The organism is Billgrantia kenyensis, assembly GCF_013697085.1.
Taxonomy (GTDB): domain Bacteria; phylum Pseudomonadota; class Gammaproteobacteria; order Pseudomonadales; family Halomonadaceae; genus Halomonas; species Halomonas kenyensis.
The window spans coordinates 182,845-196,995 of the sequence record NZ_JACEFT010000006.1 but is presented as its reverse complement, the minus strand read 5'-3'; the positions used below and the strand labels follow the sequence as shown (position 1 = coordinate 196,995).

The 14,151-nt window shown below is 64.6% G+C and carries 8 protein-coding genes and 5 tRNA genes; 7 read left to right on the top strand and 6 right to left on the bottom strand.

All coding sequences use genetic code 11. From position 1 onward, the window contains the following. The first annotated feature begins 166 nt into the window (after nt 1-166). The gene (locus H1D44_RS08075; protein ID WP_181514323.1) at nt 167-2,122 is read left to right on the top strand and encodes an SLC13 family permease; all 1,956 of its coding nucleotides are present in this window, start codon (nt 167-169) and stop codon (nt 2,120-2,122) included. Nucleotides 2,123-2,188: 66 nt separating this feature from the next. Here the strand turns inward: H1D44_RS08075 and H1D44_RS08070 are convergent, their stop codons facing one another. The 4 genes from H1D44_RS08070 to betI all read right to left on the bottom strand — a co-directional run bounded on the left by H1D44_RS08070 (nt 2,189) and on the right by betI (nt 8,567). Continuing rightward, nucleotides 2,189-4,636 carry an acyl-CoA dehydrogenase gene (locus H1D44_RS08070; protein ID WP_181514322.1) on the bottom strand — a complete coding sequence of 816 codons (2,448 nt, stop codon included), beginning with the start codon at nt 4,634-4,636 and terminating at the stop codon, nt 2,189-2,191. A 143-nt stretch (nt 4,637-4,779) separates the two neighbouring features. Further along, nucleotides 4,780-6,471 carry a choline dehydrogenase gene (gene betA, locus H1D44_RS08065; protein ID WP_181514321.1) on the bottom strand — a complete coding sequence of 564 codons (1,692 nt, stop codon included), beginning with the start codon at nt 6,469-6,471 and terminating at the stop codon, nt 4,780-4,782. Nucleotides 6,472-6,480: 9 nt separating this feature from the next. Next, nucleotides 6,481-7,950 (bottom strand): betaine-aldehyde dehydrogenase, encoded by a 1,470-nt coding sequence (betB, locus tag H1D44_RS08060; protein WP_181514320.1) that lies wholly within the window; start codon nt 7,948-7,950, stop codon nt 6,481-6,483. Then, nucleotides 7,947-8,567 (bottom strand): transcriptional regulator BetI, encoded by a 621-nt coding sequence (betI, locus tag H1D44_RS08055; RefSeq protein ID WP_181514319.1) that lies wholly within the window; start codon nt 8,565-8,567, stop codon nt 7,947-7,949. Before betI ends, betB begins: the two co-directional genes overlap by 4 nt. A gap of 140 nt (nt 8,568-8,707) precedes the next feature. Between betI and H1D44_RS08050 the strand changes: the two genes are divergently transcribed. The 5 genes from H1D44_RS08050 (at nt 8,708) to H1D44_RS08030 (ending at nt 10,305) form a co-directional block, all read left to right on the top strand. Continuing rightward, nucleotides 8,708-9,673 (top strand): choline ABC transporter substrate-binding protein, encoded by a 966-nt coding sequence (locus tag H1D44_RS08050; protein ID WP_181514318.1) that lies wholly within the window; start codon nt 8,708-8,710, stop codon nt 9,671-9,673. 76 nt (nt 9,674-9,749) lie between these two features. Continuing rightward, nucleotides 9,750-9,826, top strand: a tRNA-Met gene (locus tag H1D44_RS08045). A gap of 147 nt (nt 9,827-9,973) precedes the next feature. After that, nucleotides 9,974-10,049 (top strand) — tRNA-Asn (locus tag H1D44_RS08040). 31 nt (nt 10,050-10,080) lie between these two features. After that, a tRNA-Asn gene (locus H1D44_RS08035) sits at nt 10,081-10,156 on the top strand. A gap of 73 nt (nt 10,157-10,229) precedes the next feature. Further along, nucleotides 10,230-10,305 (top strand) — tRNA-Asn (locus H1D44_RS08030). 192 nt (nt 10,306-10,497) lie between these two features. On the opposite strand, the gene H1D44_RS08025 is transcribed toward H1D44_RS08030, so the two are convergent. Further along, complete coding sequence (locus tag H1D44_RS08025; protein ID WP_181514317.1) at nt 10,498-12,555, bottom strand: carboxy terminal-processing peptidase; 2,058 nt, start codon at nt 12,553-12,555, stop codon at nt 10,498-10,500. 126 nt (nt 12,556-12,681) lie between these two features. Here H1D44_RS08025 and H1D44_RS08020 point away from each other — a divergent pair, with 126 nt between their 5' ends. Then, the gene (locus tag H1D44_RS08020) at nt 12,682-13,980 is read left to right on the top strand and encodes a M18 family aminopeptidase (protein WP_181514316.1); all 1,299 of its coding nucleotides are present in this window, start codon (nt 12,682-12,684) and stop codon (nt 13,978-13,980) included. A 48-nt stretch (nt 13,981-14,028) separates the two neighbouring features. On the opposite strand, the gene H1D44_RS08015 is transcribed toward H1D44_RS08020, so the two are convergent. Next, nucleotides 14,029-14,105 (bottom strand) — tRNA-Met (locus H1D44_RS08015). Between the last annotated feature and the right edge of the window lie 46 nt (nt 14,106-14,151).

The window sequence follows — 14,151 nt, the reverse complement described above, 5'->3', positions numbered from 1 at the left end:
CGTGAACCGCCGTGGTACGGACCCGTATGCCCGGTGGTGTGAGAGGACGGGGGAGGCGACTCCCCCTCCTACTCGATCCGATACAGCGCGAACTTGCCGAAAAGGCTGGATTTTTTTTTGAACCACTGTTGTGCTGTGGCTTGAGCCATCACAGGGAGCGGTTGGCATGGCCGACCATACGCTGGTTTTCATCGTGTTGGGCATGACACTGCTCGCCTTCGTCTGGGGCCATTTCCGCTACGATCTGGTGGCACTTACCGCACTGCTGGCCTCGGTCCTGCTGGGGCTGGTGCCTGGCGAAGAGGCGTTCTATGGCTTTGGTCACCCGGCGGTGATCACCGTGGCGGCGGTGCTGGTGCTCAGCCGCGGCTTCGAGCGCTCCGGCGTGGTCGACGTCATCGCCGAGCAGGTACTCAAGGTGGGTGACCGGCTCTTCCTGCAGCTGGCCGCCCTGACCTGCACCGTGGTAGTGCTATCCGGTTTCATGAACAACGTCGGCGCGCTGGCCCTGCTGTTGCCGGTGGCCATGCGCCTGGCACGAGAACACGACGCCTCCCCCTCGGTCCTGCTGATGCCGCTGGCCTTCGGTTCGCTGCTGGGGGGGCTGACCACCCTGATCGGTACCCCGCCCAATATCATCATCGCCAGCTACCGCGGCTCGGTGTCCGGCGAGAATTTCGGCATGTTCTCCTTTGCGCCGGTCGGGGTGGCGGTGGCCCTGGCGGGGCTGGCCTTTATCCTGCTGATCGGCTGGCGCCTGGTGCCCCAGCGCGCTGGCAAGGCCTCCACGGAGGCGATGTTCGATACCGCCAACTACCTGGTGGAGCTGCGGGTCGGCGAGGAGTCCAAGGCCAACGGCCTGACCCTGCGTGAGCTGCAGCAGGAACTCGAAGAGACCATTCCGGTGCTGGCGGTGGTGCGCGACGACAAGCGCCGCGCCGGTCATGCCTTCTTCGGCACTCTCCAGGAGGGTGACATCCTGCTGATGGAGGCGGGGCCCGAAGAGATGAAGCTGCTGGAAGACAAGGCGGGCCTGCGCCTGGGCAAGAAAGCCGAGGACGAGGAGCAGGAGGCCAAGGAGAAGGAGGCCGAGGACGAGGAGCAGACGGCCGAGAAGGGCGAGCAAGCAGAGAAGCGCAGCGAGATCTCGCAGAAAGCCGAGCCGAGGGAGGAAGCGGCTACGGACAAGAAGCAGGCGAAGAAGAAAGAGAAGGAAGAGAAAAAAGAGAAAAAAGAGAAAAAAGAGAAAAGTGGCGTGGATACCGAAGGTCTCCAACTGGCCGAGGCGGTGGTGCGTAACGACTCCATGATGGTCAACCGCACCGTCACCCAGCTGCGCCTGCACAACCAGTTCGGGCTGCATCTGGTGGCGGTGGCCCGTGACGGCGGCCGCCTCAAGCAGCGCCTGCGCGAGATCCGCTTTCGCCCCGGCGATGTGCTGCTGCTGCAGGGGGGAGAGAGCGAACTCACCGAGAGCCTGGCCACCTTGGGCTGCCTACCGCTCGCCAGCCGCAACCTCACCCTGGGCCAGCCGCGCATGCTGCTGGCGTCTCTGGGCATCTTCGGCGCGGCCATTCTCGCCATCCTGCTGGGACTGCTGCCGGCGGCGGTGGCGCTTTCCTGCGCGGCGCTGCTGGCGCTGTTGGTGGGGGTGTTGCCCCTGCGCGAGGGCTATCAGGCTATCGACGGGCCGGTGATCGTGCTGCTGGGGGCCATGATTCCGGTGGGGCAGGCGCTGGAGACCAGCGGTGGGGCGGCGCTGATTGCCGAGACTCTGTTGATCTGGGGTGGGCACTGGCCGGCGGTGGTGACCCTGGTGGGGCTCTTCGTGATCACCATGATGCTCTCCGACATCATCAACAATGCGGCGGCGGCGGTGCTGATGGCACCCATCGCCGCGAGCCTGGCCGACGGTTTCGGCGCCTCGGTGGACCCTTTCCTGATGGTGGTGGCGGTGAGCGCCTCCTGCGCCTTCCTCACACCGATCGGACACCAGTCCAACACCCTGGTGATGGGGCCGGGAGGCTACCGCTTCGGCGACTACTGGAAGATGGGCCTGCCGCTGGAGCTGGTGGTGCTGGCGGTGGCGATTCCGATGATCCTGCTGGTCTGGCCTTTGTAGAGAAGTGAGGTCTTGAGGAAACGAAACCCCGGCGCTGGGGCCGGGGTTGAGTGGTGGGGGCCGATCTTAAGCCGCGTTGTGGCGGAGGATGTTTTCCTTGTCGGTGGCGAATTCGTCGTACTCGAAGTCGTCCACGCTGAGCAGCTCAAGCACCTCGGCTTCGAAGCCGCGCATGAACTCGGCCTCCTCCTCGCTGACCAGCCCCTTCTCCCTGGCCGCTTCCAGGCGCACCTCGGGATGCAGGGCCTGGCGTGGCAGTTCCCCCTTGGCATAGGCCTTGTTGACCGTACGGTAGATCGCTTCGGCGCGGTCGTAATCGGCCAACAGAGCATTGTAGTGGGCCAGCGGGTTCTCCTTGAGCCCGTCGTCGTCCTGCCAGGCGACCGCGATCAGCTTGGCGCGCAGCGCGGTGTCGCGCGACACGGCCTGGGCGATTTCACGGGTCAGGTGGTCTGCCGGACGCTTCCAGCGCCGACCCAGCGGCATTACCACGGCACGTAGCACCCCGGAGAGGGCACGGTTGGGCAGGTTGTCGAACAGCTCGTCGAAGGCCTGCTCGGCGCGCTGCAGCAGGTGGATGCAGCTGTAGTGGAGCAGGGCGGCTTCGCCCTCGACCTTGTCGCCCTCCTGCCACTGCTTGAGCACCATCGAAGCGAGGTAGAGATTGGAGAGCACGTCGCCGAGGCGTGCCGAGATCATCTCGCGCTGCTTCAGGGCCGAGCCAAGGCTGGCCATGGCGGCATCGGCACACAGGCTGAAACCGGCCGAGAGTCGCGCCATGTCACGAGCGTAGGGCGCCGCGACTGCATCGAAGGGCACGCTCGGCTTGCCGGCTCCGAGGCCCATGGTGAAGGCGCGGGCGGCGTTGCCGAAGACCAGTGCGGCATGACCGAAGAAGGCGCGGTCGAAGGCCTGGAGATCGTCGCTGTCCGATGCGGCCAGCTCCTGGAGGACGAACGGGTGGCAGCGTATCGCACCCTGGCCGAAGATCATCAGGTTGCGGGTCATGATGTTGGCGCCCTCGACCGTGATCGAGACCGGGTTGGCGCTGTAGCCGATACCCAGGTAGTTGCGCGGACCCAGCGTGACGGCCTTGCCGCCATGGATGTCCATGGCATCGGAGAGCCCGAGGCGCTGGAACTCGGTGAGCTGGCTCTTGAGGATCGCTGATGGCACGGAAGGCTTCTCGCCGCGGTCGATGGTATTGGCGGTCTGGTACACCGCAGCCTGGGCAATGTAGCCCAGCGCGGCGAGGCGTGCCAGGGGCTCCTGCACGCCCTCCATTTCCACCACCGGGACGTTGAACTGGCGGCGAATGCGGCCGAAACCGCCGGTCCAGCCCAACGCATAGCGCATGGTACCGCTGGCACCCGAAGGCAGGGTGATGCAGCGGCCGATGGAGAGGCACTCCACCAACATGCGCCAGCCCTGGCCGATCATCTCGGTGCCGCCGATGATGGTATCCAGCGGCACGAAGACGTCCTTGCCCTTGATTGGACCATTGAGGAAGGGGCTGCCGATGGGGTGATGGCGGCGGCCGATCTCCATGCCCTCGGTGTTGCGTGGCACCAGGGCCAGGGTGATGCCGCGATCCTCCTCGTCGCCCAGCAGGTGGTCCGGGTCGAACAGGCGGAAGGCCAGGCCCACCACGGTGGCGATGGGCGCCAGAGTGATCCAGCGTTTCTCGAAGTTGAGGCGCAGCCCCAGGACCTCCTTGCCGTCCACCATCTGCTTGCAGACGATGCCGGTGTCGGGCAGCGAGGTGGCATCACTCCCGGCGCGCGGGCCGGTGAGACCGAAGCAGGGGATTTCGCGGCCGTCTGCCAGGCGCGGCAGGAAGTGGTCCTTTTGTGCCTGGGTGCCGTACTTGAGCAGCAGCTCGCCGGGCCCGAGGGAGTTGGGCACGCCCACGGTGACCATCAGCGTCTCGCTGATGGAGAGCTTCTGCAGTACCAACGACTGTGCCTTGGCCGAGAAGCCCAGGCCACCGTACTCCTTGGGAATGATCATGCCGAAGAAGCCTTCCTTCTTCAGGTACTGCCACAGCTCCTCGGGCAGGTCGGCACGCTCCTTGGCGATCTCCCAGGCATTGCACATTCCCGCCGCCACGCTGCACTGCTGCTCGAGAAAACGCTTCTCCTCCTCGCTCAGGCCGTCGTCGTGGTAGGCCATGAGCTTTTCCCACTGCGGGCGGCCCGAGAAGAGCTCGCCGTCCCAGGCCACGGTGCCGGCTTCCAGCGCGGTTCGCTCGGTGTCGGACACCTTGGGCGAGACGCGCTTGAACATGGCGAACAGGCGCGGCGTGAGCCAGTGGATGCGGACGCCGGGCAGGCCGGCCACGGCAACGGCCACTGCACCGAGCAGCAGCAGCACGCCCAGCACGGGCGAACCCAGCAGCAGCCCTGCCAGGCCGAGCACGCCGAGCAGCGCCAGGGTCGGTACGGCGCCGGCCTCGCGCCGCATCAGCACCAGCAGGCCGACGACGGTGAGGATCAGGAGTATCAGGGTGAGCATGCCTCGTCTCCGTATTTCGGATCGCGTTTAGAACAGTTGTTTGAATGTGTCAGCCTAGCCCATCTCACCAGTGCTGGCCAGTCTTGCGGGACTTCGACGAAAACGCCCCGCACGATGGCGGGGCGCAGGGGGATTGGCATAGCTCAGGTCAGCCGGCGCTGGGGCTCGTTCCGTGCCGGGTTGTCGTGGGCCACGAAGTAGGGCGCATTCGAAGGTGGCAGCGGATCGCGGCCGCGTATGCGGTCGGCAATCTTCTCGGCCAGCATGATGGTCGGCGCGTTGAGGTTGCCGGTGGGTATCACCGGGAACAGCGAGGCGTCCACCACGCGCAGCCCTTCCAGGCCGTGGACCCGGCCCTGGCCATCGACCACGGCGGCGTCGTCTTCGCCCATGCGGCAGCTGCCGCAGGGATGATAGGCGGTTTCGGCGTGTTCGCGAACGAAGGCGTCGAGCTGCTCGTCGCTCTGCACGTCGGGTCCAGGCGAGATCTCACGGCCGCGATAGGTGTCCATGGCCGGCTGGGCGATGATCTCGCGGGTCAGGCGGATGCCGTCGCGAAACTCCTGCCAGTCCTTTTCCTTGGCCATGTAGTTGAACAGGATGCTGGGAGCCGCCTCGGGGTCGCGCGATGTCAGTCGAATGCGCCCGCGGCTCTCGGAGCGCATCGAGCCGACGTGAGCCTGGAAGCCGTGGGCTTGAACTGCGCTCTTGCCGTTGTAGCTGATGGCGATGGGCAGGAAGTGGTACTGCAGGTTGGGCCAGGGTTCCGCGTCATGGGTACGAATGAAGGCGCACGACTCGAACTGGTTGCTGGCACCGATACCGCTGCCGAAAAATAGCCATTCGGCACCTATCTTTGGCTGGTTGAACCACTTAAGTGCCGGATAAAGGGTTATCGGCTGCTTGCATTCGTACTGGATGTACATCTCCAGGTGGTCCTGCAGGTTCTCGCCAACGCCGGGTAGCTCATGCACCACGGGGATGTCGAACTCGCGCAGGTGGGTGGGGTTGCCGACCCCCGAGCGCAGCAGGATCTGCGGCGAGGCGATGGCCCCGGCGCACAGCAGCACTTCGCGTCGGGCACGCACCCGCTGCGCCTGGCCGCGGCGCAGGTAGCGTACGCCGACGGCGCGCTTGCCGTCGAACTCGATCACGTCCGTGGTGGCGTGGGTCTCGATGGTGAGGTTGTCGCGGCCCTTGGCCTGGTCGAGATAGCCCCGCGCGGTGGAGGCACGCCGCCCCTTGGGGGTGACGAAGCGGTCCATGGGGCCGAAGCCCTCCTGCTGGTAACCGTTGACGTCTTCGGTCTCGGCATAGCCGGCCTCCACGCCGGCATCGACGAAGGCGCGGTAGAGCGCGTTGTTGCCCTCCTTGGGCGTGGCCACATGCACCGGCCCGTCTCCGCCGTGATAGGCGTTGGCGCCGATGTCACGACACTCGGACTTCTTGAAGTAGGGCAGGCAGTCGGCGTAGCGCCAGTCCGAAAGGCCCGCCATGCTCGCCCAGTTGTCGTAGTCCAACGCATTGCCACGGATGTAGCACATGCCATTGATCAGCGACGAGCCGCCTAGCCCCTTGCCGCGGCCACACTCCATGCGGCGGCCGTTCATGTGAGGCTCGGGGTCGGTCTCGAAGGCCCAGTTGTAGCGCTTGCCCTGCAGCGGGTAGGCCAGCGCAGCGGGCATCTGGGTGCGAAAGTCGAAGCGGTAGTCGGGGCCGCCTGCCTCGAGCAGCAGCACGCTGACGTCCGCATCTTCGGTCAGGCGGGTGGCGAGCACGTTGCCGGCCGAGCCGGCGCCGATGATGACGTAGTCGAATTCACGAACCTGGGACATGGATTCTCCTCAGAACACCGACTCGAAGGGGCCCATTTCCACCTGCACCGACTTGGTCTGGGTGTAGTGGGCCAGCGTCTCGATACCGTTCTCGCGGCCGATGCCGGACTGCTTGTAACCACCCACGGGCATCTCGGCCGGCGACTCGCCCCAGGTGTTGATCCAGCAAATCCCGGCCTCGAGCCGATGAATGGTGCGGTGTGCGCGAGAGAGACTCTCGGTGAACACGCCTGCGGCGAGGCCGTAGTGGGTATCGTTGGCGCGGCGGATCAATTCCTCTTCGTTATCGAAGGCGAGGATCGCCATCACCGGGCCGAAAATCTCCTCGCGCACGATGGCCATGTCGTCGGTGCAATCGGTGAAGACCGTGGCCGGGGCCCAGGCGCCACGGGCGAAGTCGTCTTCTGAAAGCACTTCGCCACCCACCAGCACTCGGGCGCCTTCCTGTTTGCCCAGTTCAATGTAGGAGAGCACCTTGGCCTGGTGCTCGAAGCTCACCAGCGGGCCGAAATTGATGCCGGGGTCCAGCGGGTCGCCGGCCCGGATGCGTGCCACACGCTCGGCGATCTTCTCCTCGAAGGCGATCTTTACCGAGCGCTCGACGAAGACCCGCGTGCCGTTGGTGCAGATCTGCCCGCTGGAGTAGAAGTTGGCCATCATCGCCGCATCGGCAGCGCGGTCGAGGTCGGCGTCGGCGTACACGATCAGCGGCGACTTGCCGCCCAGCTCCATGGTGACGTCCTTGAGCGTCGAGCCACCGGCTGCGGCCATCACCTTCTTGCCGGTGCCCACTTCGCCGGTGAACGAGACCTTGGCGATGCCTTCGTGTGCGGTCAGCATCTGGCCGACGCGGGCGTCGCCGTGAACGACGTTGAACACGCCAGCGGGCAGCCCCGCCTCGGTGAATATCTCGGCCAGCTTCATGGCGGAGAGTGGGGTGACCTCGCTTGGCTTGAACACCACGGCATTGCCCGCTGCGAGCGCCGGGGCAGCCTTCCAGCAGGCGATCTGGATCGGATAGTTCCAGGCGCCGATGGCGGCGATGACGCCCAGCGGCTCGCGGCGGGTATAGACGAACGACGACTCGCGCAGGGGGATCTGCACCCCCTCGATGGCTGGGGCCAGGCCGGCGTAGTACTCCAGGGCATCGGCGCCGGTGACGATATCTACCGCGGCGGTCTCGCTGATCGGCTTGCCGGTATTGCGGGTCTCCAGTTCGGCGAGCTCGTCGTTACGCTCTCTCAAGAGCGTCACGGCGCGTTGGAGGATGCGGCCGCGCTGCATGCCGGTCATGGCCGCCCAGCGGCGCTGGCCCTGGCGGGCCGAGGCCACGGCGCAATCGACATCTGCCTGGCTGGCCTGGCCGACCCTGGCCAGCAGGCTGCCGTCATAGGGATTGACGACATCGAAGCTCTCGCCGGAGGTTGCCGGCTTGCGGCGGCCGTCGATGTAGAGGGGCTCGTTGTCGAAAGCGGTCATGCTGTCTCCTTGGGGGACGCGGGGCAGGGCCCATGGCTTGCGAGCAATTCATCCAGGTAGGTATATGCCAGGCGGCGGGCACGCTGGGTATCCAGCCCCTCGGGGCTCAGGGTGCCGCGCAGCCAAAGCCCGTCGATCATGGCGGCAAGGCCACGGGCGGCATCGCGTGCCTGCTCGCGGGGCATCAGGCGGCGGAACTGGAAGCACAGGTTGGAGTAGAGGCGCTGGTCGTTGACCTGCTGCAGGCGCTGCAGCTGCCGCTTGTGCATGCTGCTGGCCCAGAAGGCGAGCCAAGTCTTGGCTGCCGGGCCGGTAACCTGGCTACGGTCGAAGTTGCCGTCGATGATCGCGCCGATCTGGTCTCGCGGGGAGTCATCGACCAGGTTGCGGCGTCGCTCTGCCACGGCCTGGCGGAGGTCGGTGAGGATCTGGCGCATGGTGGCCTCCAGCAGGCCGTCCTTGCCGCCGAAGTAATGCCCGATGATGCCCGCTGAAACCCCGGCATGGCGCGCGATTCGCATCACGGTGGCGTCTGCCAGGCCGACCTCGTCGATGGCCGCCTTGGTAGCCTGGATGAGCTGTTGGCGGCGAATAGGCTCCATTCCGATCTTGGGCACCCCAACCTCCTGAACCCGGTTAAGATTTGCAACCACACATCGTGCATGGTTACCTTGAGGCAAGCTTGGCATTTTTTTGTTGAACGTTCAATCAAAATAAAATTGAAGCCGGCTGTGCCATCAACCAGAGGAGAACGCACATGAACAAGATGACCCGGTCTCACTCGGCTGTGCTCGGGCTTGGTGCCCTGGTCCTGGGTGTTGCTGGTCCGGTGCTCGCGGCCAACGAGCCGTCACAGTGCGAGACCGTTCGCTTCGCCGAGGTAGGGTGGACGGATATCACCGCGACCACGGCCCTGGCCAGGGAGGTGCTAGAGGCCCTGGGCTACTCGACCCGTGTCGATACCGTCTCGGTGCCCATCGCCTACTCGGGCATGCGCAATGGCGATTTCGACATCTTCCTGGGCAACTGGATGCCCTCCATGGCCTCCATCAGCGACCCCTATATCGAGCGCGGCGAAGTCGATCGCCTCTCAGCCAACCTGGAAGGGGCGAAGTACACCCTGGCGGTACCGCGATACGTGCATGATGCCGGTGTCACCTCGGTAGCCGACCTCGATGACCATGCCGATCGGTTCGAGTCCACTTTGCATGGGATCGAGGCTGGTAACGATGGCAACGAGCTGATCCAGCAGATGATCGACGAGGATGCCTTCGGCCTGGGTGACTGGCGCTTGGTCGATTCCAGCGAGGCCGGCATGCTGGCTGAGCTTCGTGCCCGGGTACCACGCGAGGAGTGGATGGTCTTCCTCGGCTGGGAGCCGCATCCGATGAACACCACCTTCGATATCGTCTATCTGGAGGGTGCCGACGATTATTTCGGCCCCGACCTCGGTGGCGCCACCGTCTATACCAATACTCGTGCCGGTTTCGTCGAGGAGTGCGGCAACGTCGGTGCCCTGCTCGAGAATCTCCGGTTCACCCTGGAGATGGAAAACCGGCTGATGCACGAAATCATGAATGAGGGCGTCGATCCGCGCGAGGCCGCGCGAGCCTATCTGCAGGAGCATCCGGAGCCGCTTGAAGCATGGCTCGAGGGCGTCACCACGCGCGATGGCCAGCCTGGTGACGCTGCGGTGAGGGCTGAGCTCGGCAGCGAGTCCTGAGCGCACTTGCCAAGGCGGCGAGGGGCGGGCATAATCCACCACCAGCTTCGGTCCTCAGCGAACCGCAGCAAGAAAAGGCTACGTAGCTCAGCTGGTTAGAGCACATCACTCATAATGATGGGGTCCCCTGTTCGAATCAGGGCGTAGCCACCAGACGCATCACGACGCCCGTGTGACCCTCGTTCACACGGGCGTCGTGCATTTGGCAGCTATAATTCTGCGAGCGTATGGAGCCCATGCAGGATCCGCCCTTGACCTTATGTGAGCGATCCGTATACTACGCTCCGTGTTCAGGGCCATTCCCGGATAGCTCAGTCGGTAGAGCAAGTGACTGTTAATCACTGGGTCGCAGGTTCGAGTCCTGCTCCGGGAGCCAAGAACACCCCGCTGATCCTGACGCCTGTCATTCCTCGATAGCTCAGTTGGTAGAGCAAGTGACTGTTAATCACTGGGTCGCAGGTTCGAGTCCTGCTCGAGGAGCCATCAGCTCTCTGATGAATAAGGCATCGGCTTTGCCACGCGAGAGCCATCGGCCTTACCTTTCGTATTGTGTCATTCCCGGATAGCTCAGTCGGTAGAGCAAGTGACTGTTAATCACTGGGTCGCAGGTTCGAGTCCTGCTCCGGGAGCCACGCTTTTCACCTGTCTCGCTTCATCTTGAAAGCCTCGACCTGCGGCTCGAAGGGTCCACTGTCGTCTGATGGCGGGCCATGGCTGCCGTGTGCTCGGCCCAGTCCCCGAGCGTGGGTGACGACAAATCGATGCAGCAAAGAAAAAGCCCAGGCAAGCGCCTGGGCTGTAAGCCATCGGTGTGGCGGGGCCTCTTACAGGCGACCGGCCAGGCGCCGCTGGGTTAGCTCGGCGTAGTCTGCCAGGATGGCGGCAGCCTCGGTCACCTGAACGCGTTCAACCGGCTCTTCTTCATTCTCTTCGCCGCGAGCGTCTATCAGCTCCTCCAGCAGATCGAGCCCCAATGCTTCGCGACGACGATTCTCGAGGGCCAGCTGCTCTGCATCGCGGGCTTCCACTTCTTGCAGTCGCTGCTCCCGGTCGAGGCTGACGGTAGTCTGCTCTTCGCGCATGCGCCGTGCCAGCTCGACGCGCTCCTTGAGATAGACGAAGTTGGGGTGCGAGTCGGCACGATCACGGTGGCGTGAGCGCAGGGTCTCGAGGTACTCCCACGGCTCGCCGTAGTTGCGATACTGCACCGCCTGAACGATATCCCACTCCAGGGCGTTGTCCAGGCTGCTTTCGCCGATGCGCTCCGGATCGACCATGTCGGGGAACAGGATGTCAGGCTCGACGCCTCTATGCTGAGTGCTTTCCCCCGAGATGCGATAGAACTTGGCGCGGGTCAGCTTGATCTGGCCATGGCTCAGGTCGTTGAGGGTCTGCACGGTGCCTTTGCCGAAGGTGGCGCTGCCCAGCACGAGGCCGCGGCCATAGTCCTGGATGGCGCCGGCGAAGATCTCGGAGGCGGAAGCCGAAAGACGGTTTACGAGCACCGCCAGCGGGCCATCGTAAAGGGTGCCGGCCTCGGTGTCGCCGTAGAGGCTGATGCGGCCGCGGGCATCGCGTACCTGCACGGTGGGGCCTCGGTCGATGAACAGGCCGAGCAGGGAGTTGGCTTCCTGCAGGGCGCCGCCGCCATTATTGCGCAGGTCGAGCATCAGGCCGTCGATACCTTCTTCCTTGAGTCGCTCGACTTCACGCGCCACGTCGCGGGTGGTGCTGCGGAACTCCTCGGCGCCGGACTGCCAGGCATCGAAATCGACATAGAAGGTGGGGATGGTGATCACGCCGATGCGCTTGTTGCCGTCATCGCGCTCGACCTCGATGATTTCACCCTTGGCCGCCTGCTCCTCGAGATCCACGGTATCGCGAGTGATCTCGACGGTATGCGAGCGCGTCATGTCCACGGCTTCGGCCGGCACGACATCTAGGCGTACCACGGTGCCCTTGGGTCCGCGTATCAGGTCGACCACTTCGTCGAGGCGCATGCCTACCACGTTGACGGTTTCTTCCTCATCTTCCTGGCCGACGCCGACGATGCGGTCGGCGGGCTCGAGCACGCCGGCGCGATCGGCGGGGCCGCCGGGAACCAGGCTGGTGACCTTAACGTACTCGCCGTCGGACTGCAGCATGGCGCCGATGCCCTCCAGCGAAAGCCGCATCTGGATGTCGAAGGACTCGCCCTGGCGCGGGGAGAGGTACTCGGTGTGCGGGTCGATGCTGCTGGTCACCGCCGCCATGAACATGCCGAACACGTCCTCGCCGTTGGTCTGGCGCAAGCGGGAAAGCTGGCCCTCGTAGCGCTGGCGCAGGTTGTTTTCCACCTGCTCCGAGTCCTGGCCGCTGATGTCCAGGGTCAGGGCGGCGTTCTTGAGCCGCTTGCGCCAAAGCTCTTCCAGCTCTTCCTCGTTGGTAGCCCAGTCGGCATCGCGCCGATCGAGATCGAGTCGCATGTCGCTCTCATAGGTGAAGTCGAGTCCCCCGTCGATGGCGTCGAGCAGCCACTCGAAGCGAGTCTCGGCACGATCGTGGTAGCGCTGGTAGAGCTGGTAGGCAGGAGCGAGATCGCCTTCGAACAACATGTCGGTGATACGACTCTCGAAATGGCGAAACTCCTCGATGTCGCTCTCGAGCAGGAAGGCGCGCTGGCCATCGAGGATCTCGAGATAGCGGTCGAAGGCCAGCCGTGACCAGGCGTCATCGAGTGCGGTTTCGGCATAGTGACCGTAGCGCAGCGACTCGGCGACTTCCAATGCAGCCTGCCGCTGGGCGTCATTAGGCTGAATCTGGGCAAGCGCCAATTGTGCGCACGAGAGCAGCATCACCAGCGTCAGCACCGCTGTGTGCCGTAGAACGACTAACAGGCTCATCAATGAAGCACCCCTGGTTTCGTGTACACTTCCTTCCCTAGACAAGCGTTTGGCTTATGAGTTGCCAAGGCGGACATCGCATTGTAGCAGCTTGCGCGTCAACCACGACCCCTGATGAGGATCCACATGTCTCGGGAAGCCCGTCTCGAGCGCCTGCTCGAATTCCTGCAACGCTCACCCACTCCCTGGCACGCAGTTTACGCCATGGCCGAGCGACTCGATGCCGCCGGCTTTCGTCGGTTAGACGAGAGCCAGCCCTGGGAGCTCTCGCCCGGCGAGCGGATCTACGCTACGCGCAACGACTCGTCGATCGTGGCGATGCAGTTGCCCCATGATCGGCTCGAAGCGCTGCGCATGATCGGTGCCCATACCGACAGCCCCGGATTGCGGCTGAAGCCCAACGCCGCCCAGGCGGCGGCAGGCTGGCTGCAGTTAGGTGTCGAGCTCTATGGCGGGGTTCTGCTGGCACCCTGGTTCGATCGTGACCTGGGCTTGGCCGGCCGCATCCATGTCCGCCATCCTGACGGTCGCATCGAAGGTGTTCTGCTGCACGTGGATCGTCCCGTCGCCATTATCCCCAGCCTGGCCATTCATCTCGATCGCGAGGTCAACAACGGGCGGCCGATCAATGCCCAGACCCAGATGCCGCCGGTGTTCCTGCAGGGGGGAGAGGGCGCCGACCTGCAACGGCTGCTGCTCGAGTGGCTCGAGGCTGAGCATGGCCTCGTCGGGGCAGAAATCCTCGACTTCGAGCTGGCACTGCATGACGTGCAGCCGCCGGCACTGGTCGGTGTAAAGCGCGAATTGCTGGCCAGCGCACGCCTGGACAACCTGTTGTCCTGCTTCATCGGCCTCGAGGCGCTGCTGGAGAGCGACGGTAGCCAGGCCGTGGCGCTGGTGGCCAATGACCACGAAGAGGTCGGCAGTGCCAGCGCCTGCGGCGCCCAGGGGCCGTTCCTCGGCGACGTGCTGCGCCGCGTCAACGCACAGCTGGGCGAGCCGGGTGAAGAGGGCTTCATTCGCCTGATCCAGGCCTCGCGCATGATTTCCTGCGACAACGCCCACGCCTTGCATCCCAACTTCACCGACAGGCACGATGCCGCCCATGGGCCGGGGCTCAATGGCGGTCCGGTGATCAAGGTCAACGCCAACCAGCGCTACGCCACCAATAGCGCCACTTCGGCGCTGTTCCGGGATCTCTGCCGTGAAGCCGGCGTTCCGGTGCAGACCTTCGTCACTCGGGCCGACATGGGCTGTGGCAGCACCATCGGGCCGATCACCGCCACCGAACTCGGGGTGCCGACGCTGGACGTGGGGGTGCCGCAGTGGGCCATGCATTCGATCCGCGAAACGGCAGGCAGTCATGATGTCGAGCATCTGACCCGGGCGTTGATCGCTTTCGCCAACCGGGCTCGGCTGGGGTAAATCGAAACCACGAAAAACCCGGCGCCTGGGCGCCGGGTTTCTTGTCTCTGGTGGCTACGCCCTGACTCGAACAGGGGACCCCATCATTATGAGTGATGTGCTCTAACCAACTGAGCTACGTAGCCAATCAACGGAGCCGTATTCTACGGATCGGGCCCCGCCGGGTCAAGA

Excerpts from the sequence above, each read along its gene's own strand:
- betA (WP_181514321.1), bottom strand. The coding sequence starts at position 6,471 with ATGTCCCAGGTTCGTGAATTCGACTACGTCATCATCGGCGCCGGCTCG.
- H1D44_RS08075 (WP_181514323.1), top strand. The coding sequence starts at position 167 with ATGGCCGACCATACGCTGGTTTTCATCGTGTTGGGCATGACACTGCTC.
- H1D44_RS08050 (WP_181514318.1), top strand. The coding sequence starts at position 8,708 with ATGAACAAGATGACCCGGTCTCACTCGGCTGTGCTCGGGCTTGGTGCC.
- H1D44_RS08020 (WP_181514316.1), top strand. The coding sequence starts at position 12,682 with ATGTCTCGGGAAGCCCGTCTCGAGCGCCTGCTCGAATTCCTGCAACGC.
- H1D44_RS08025 (WP_181514317.1), bottom strand. The coding sequence starts at position 12,555 with ATGAGCCTGTTAGTCGTTCTACGGCACACAGCGGTGCTGACGCTGGTG.
- H1D44_RS08070 (WP_181514322.1), bottom strand. The coding sequence starts at position 4,636 with ATGCTCACCCTGATACTCCTGATCCTCACCGTCGTCGGCCTGCTGGTG.
- betB (WP_181514320.1), bottom strand. The coding sequence starts at position 7,950 with ATGACCGCTTTCGACAACGAGCCCCTCTACATCGACGGCCGCCGCAAG.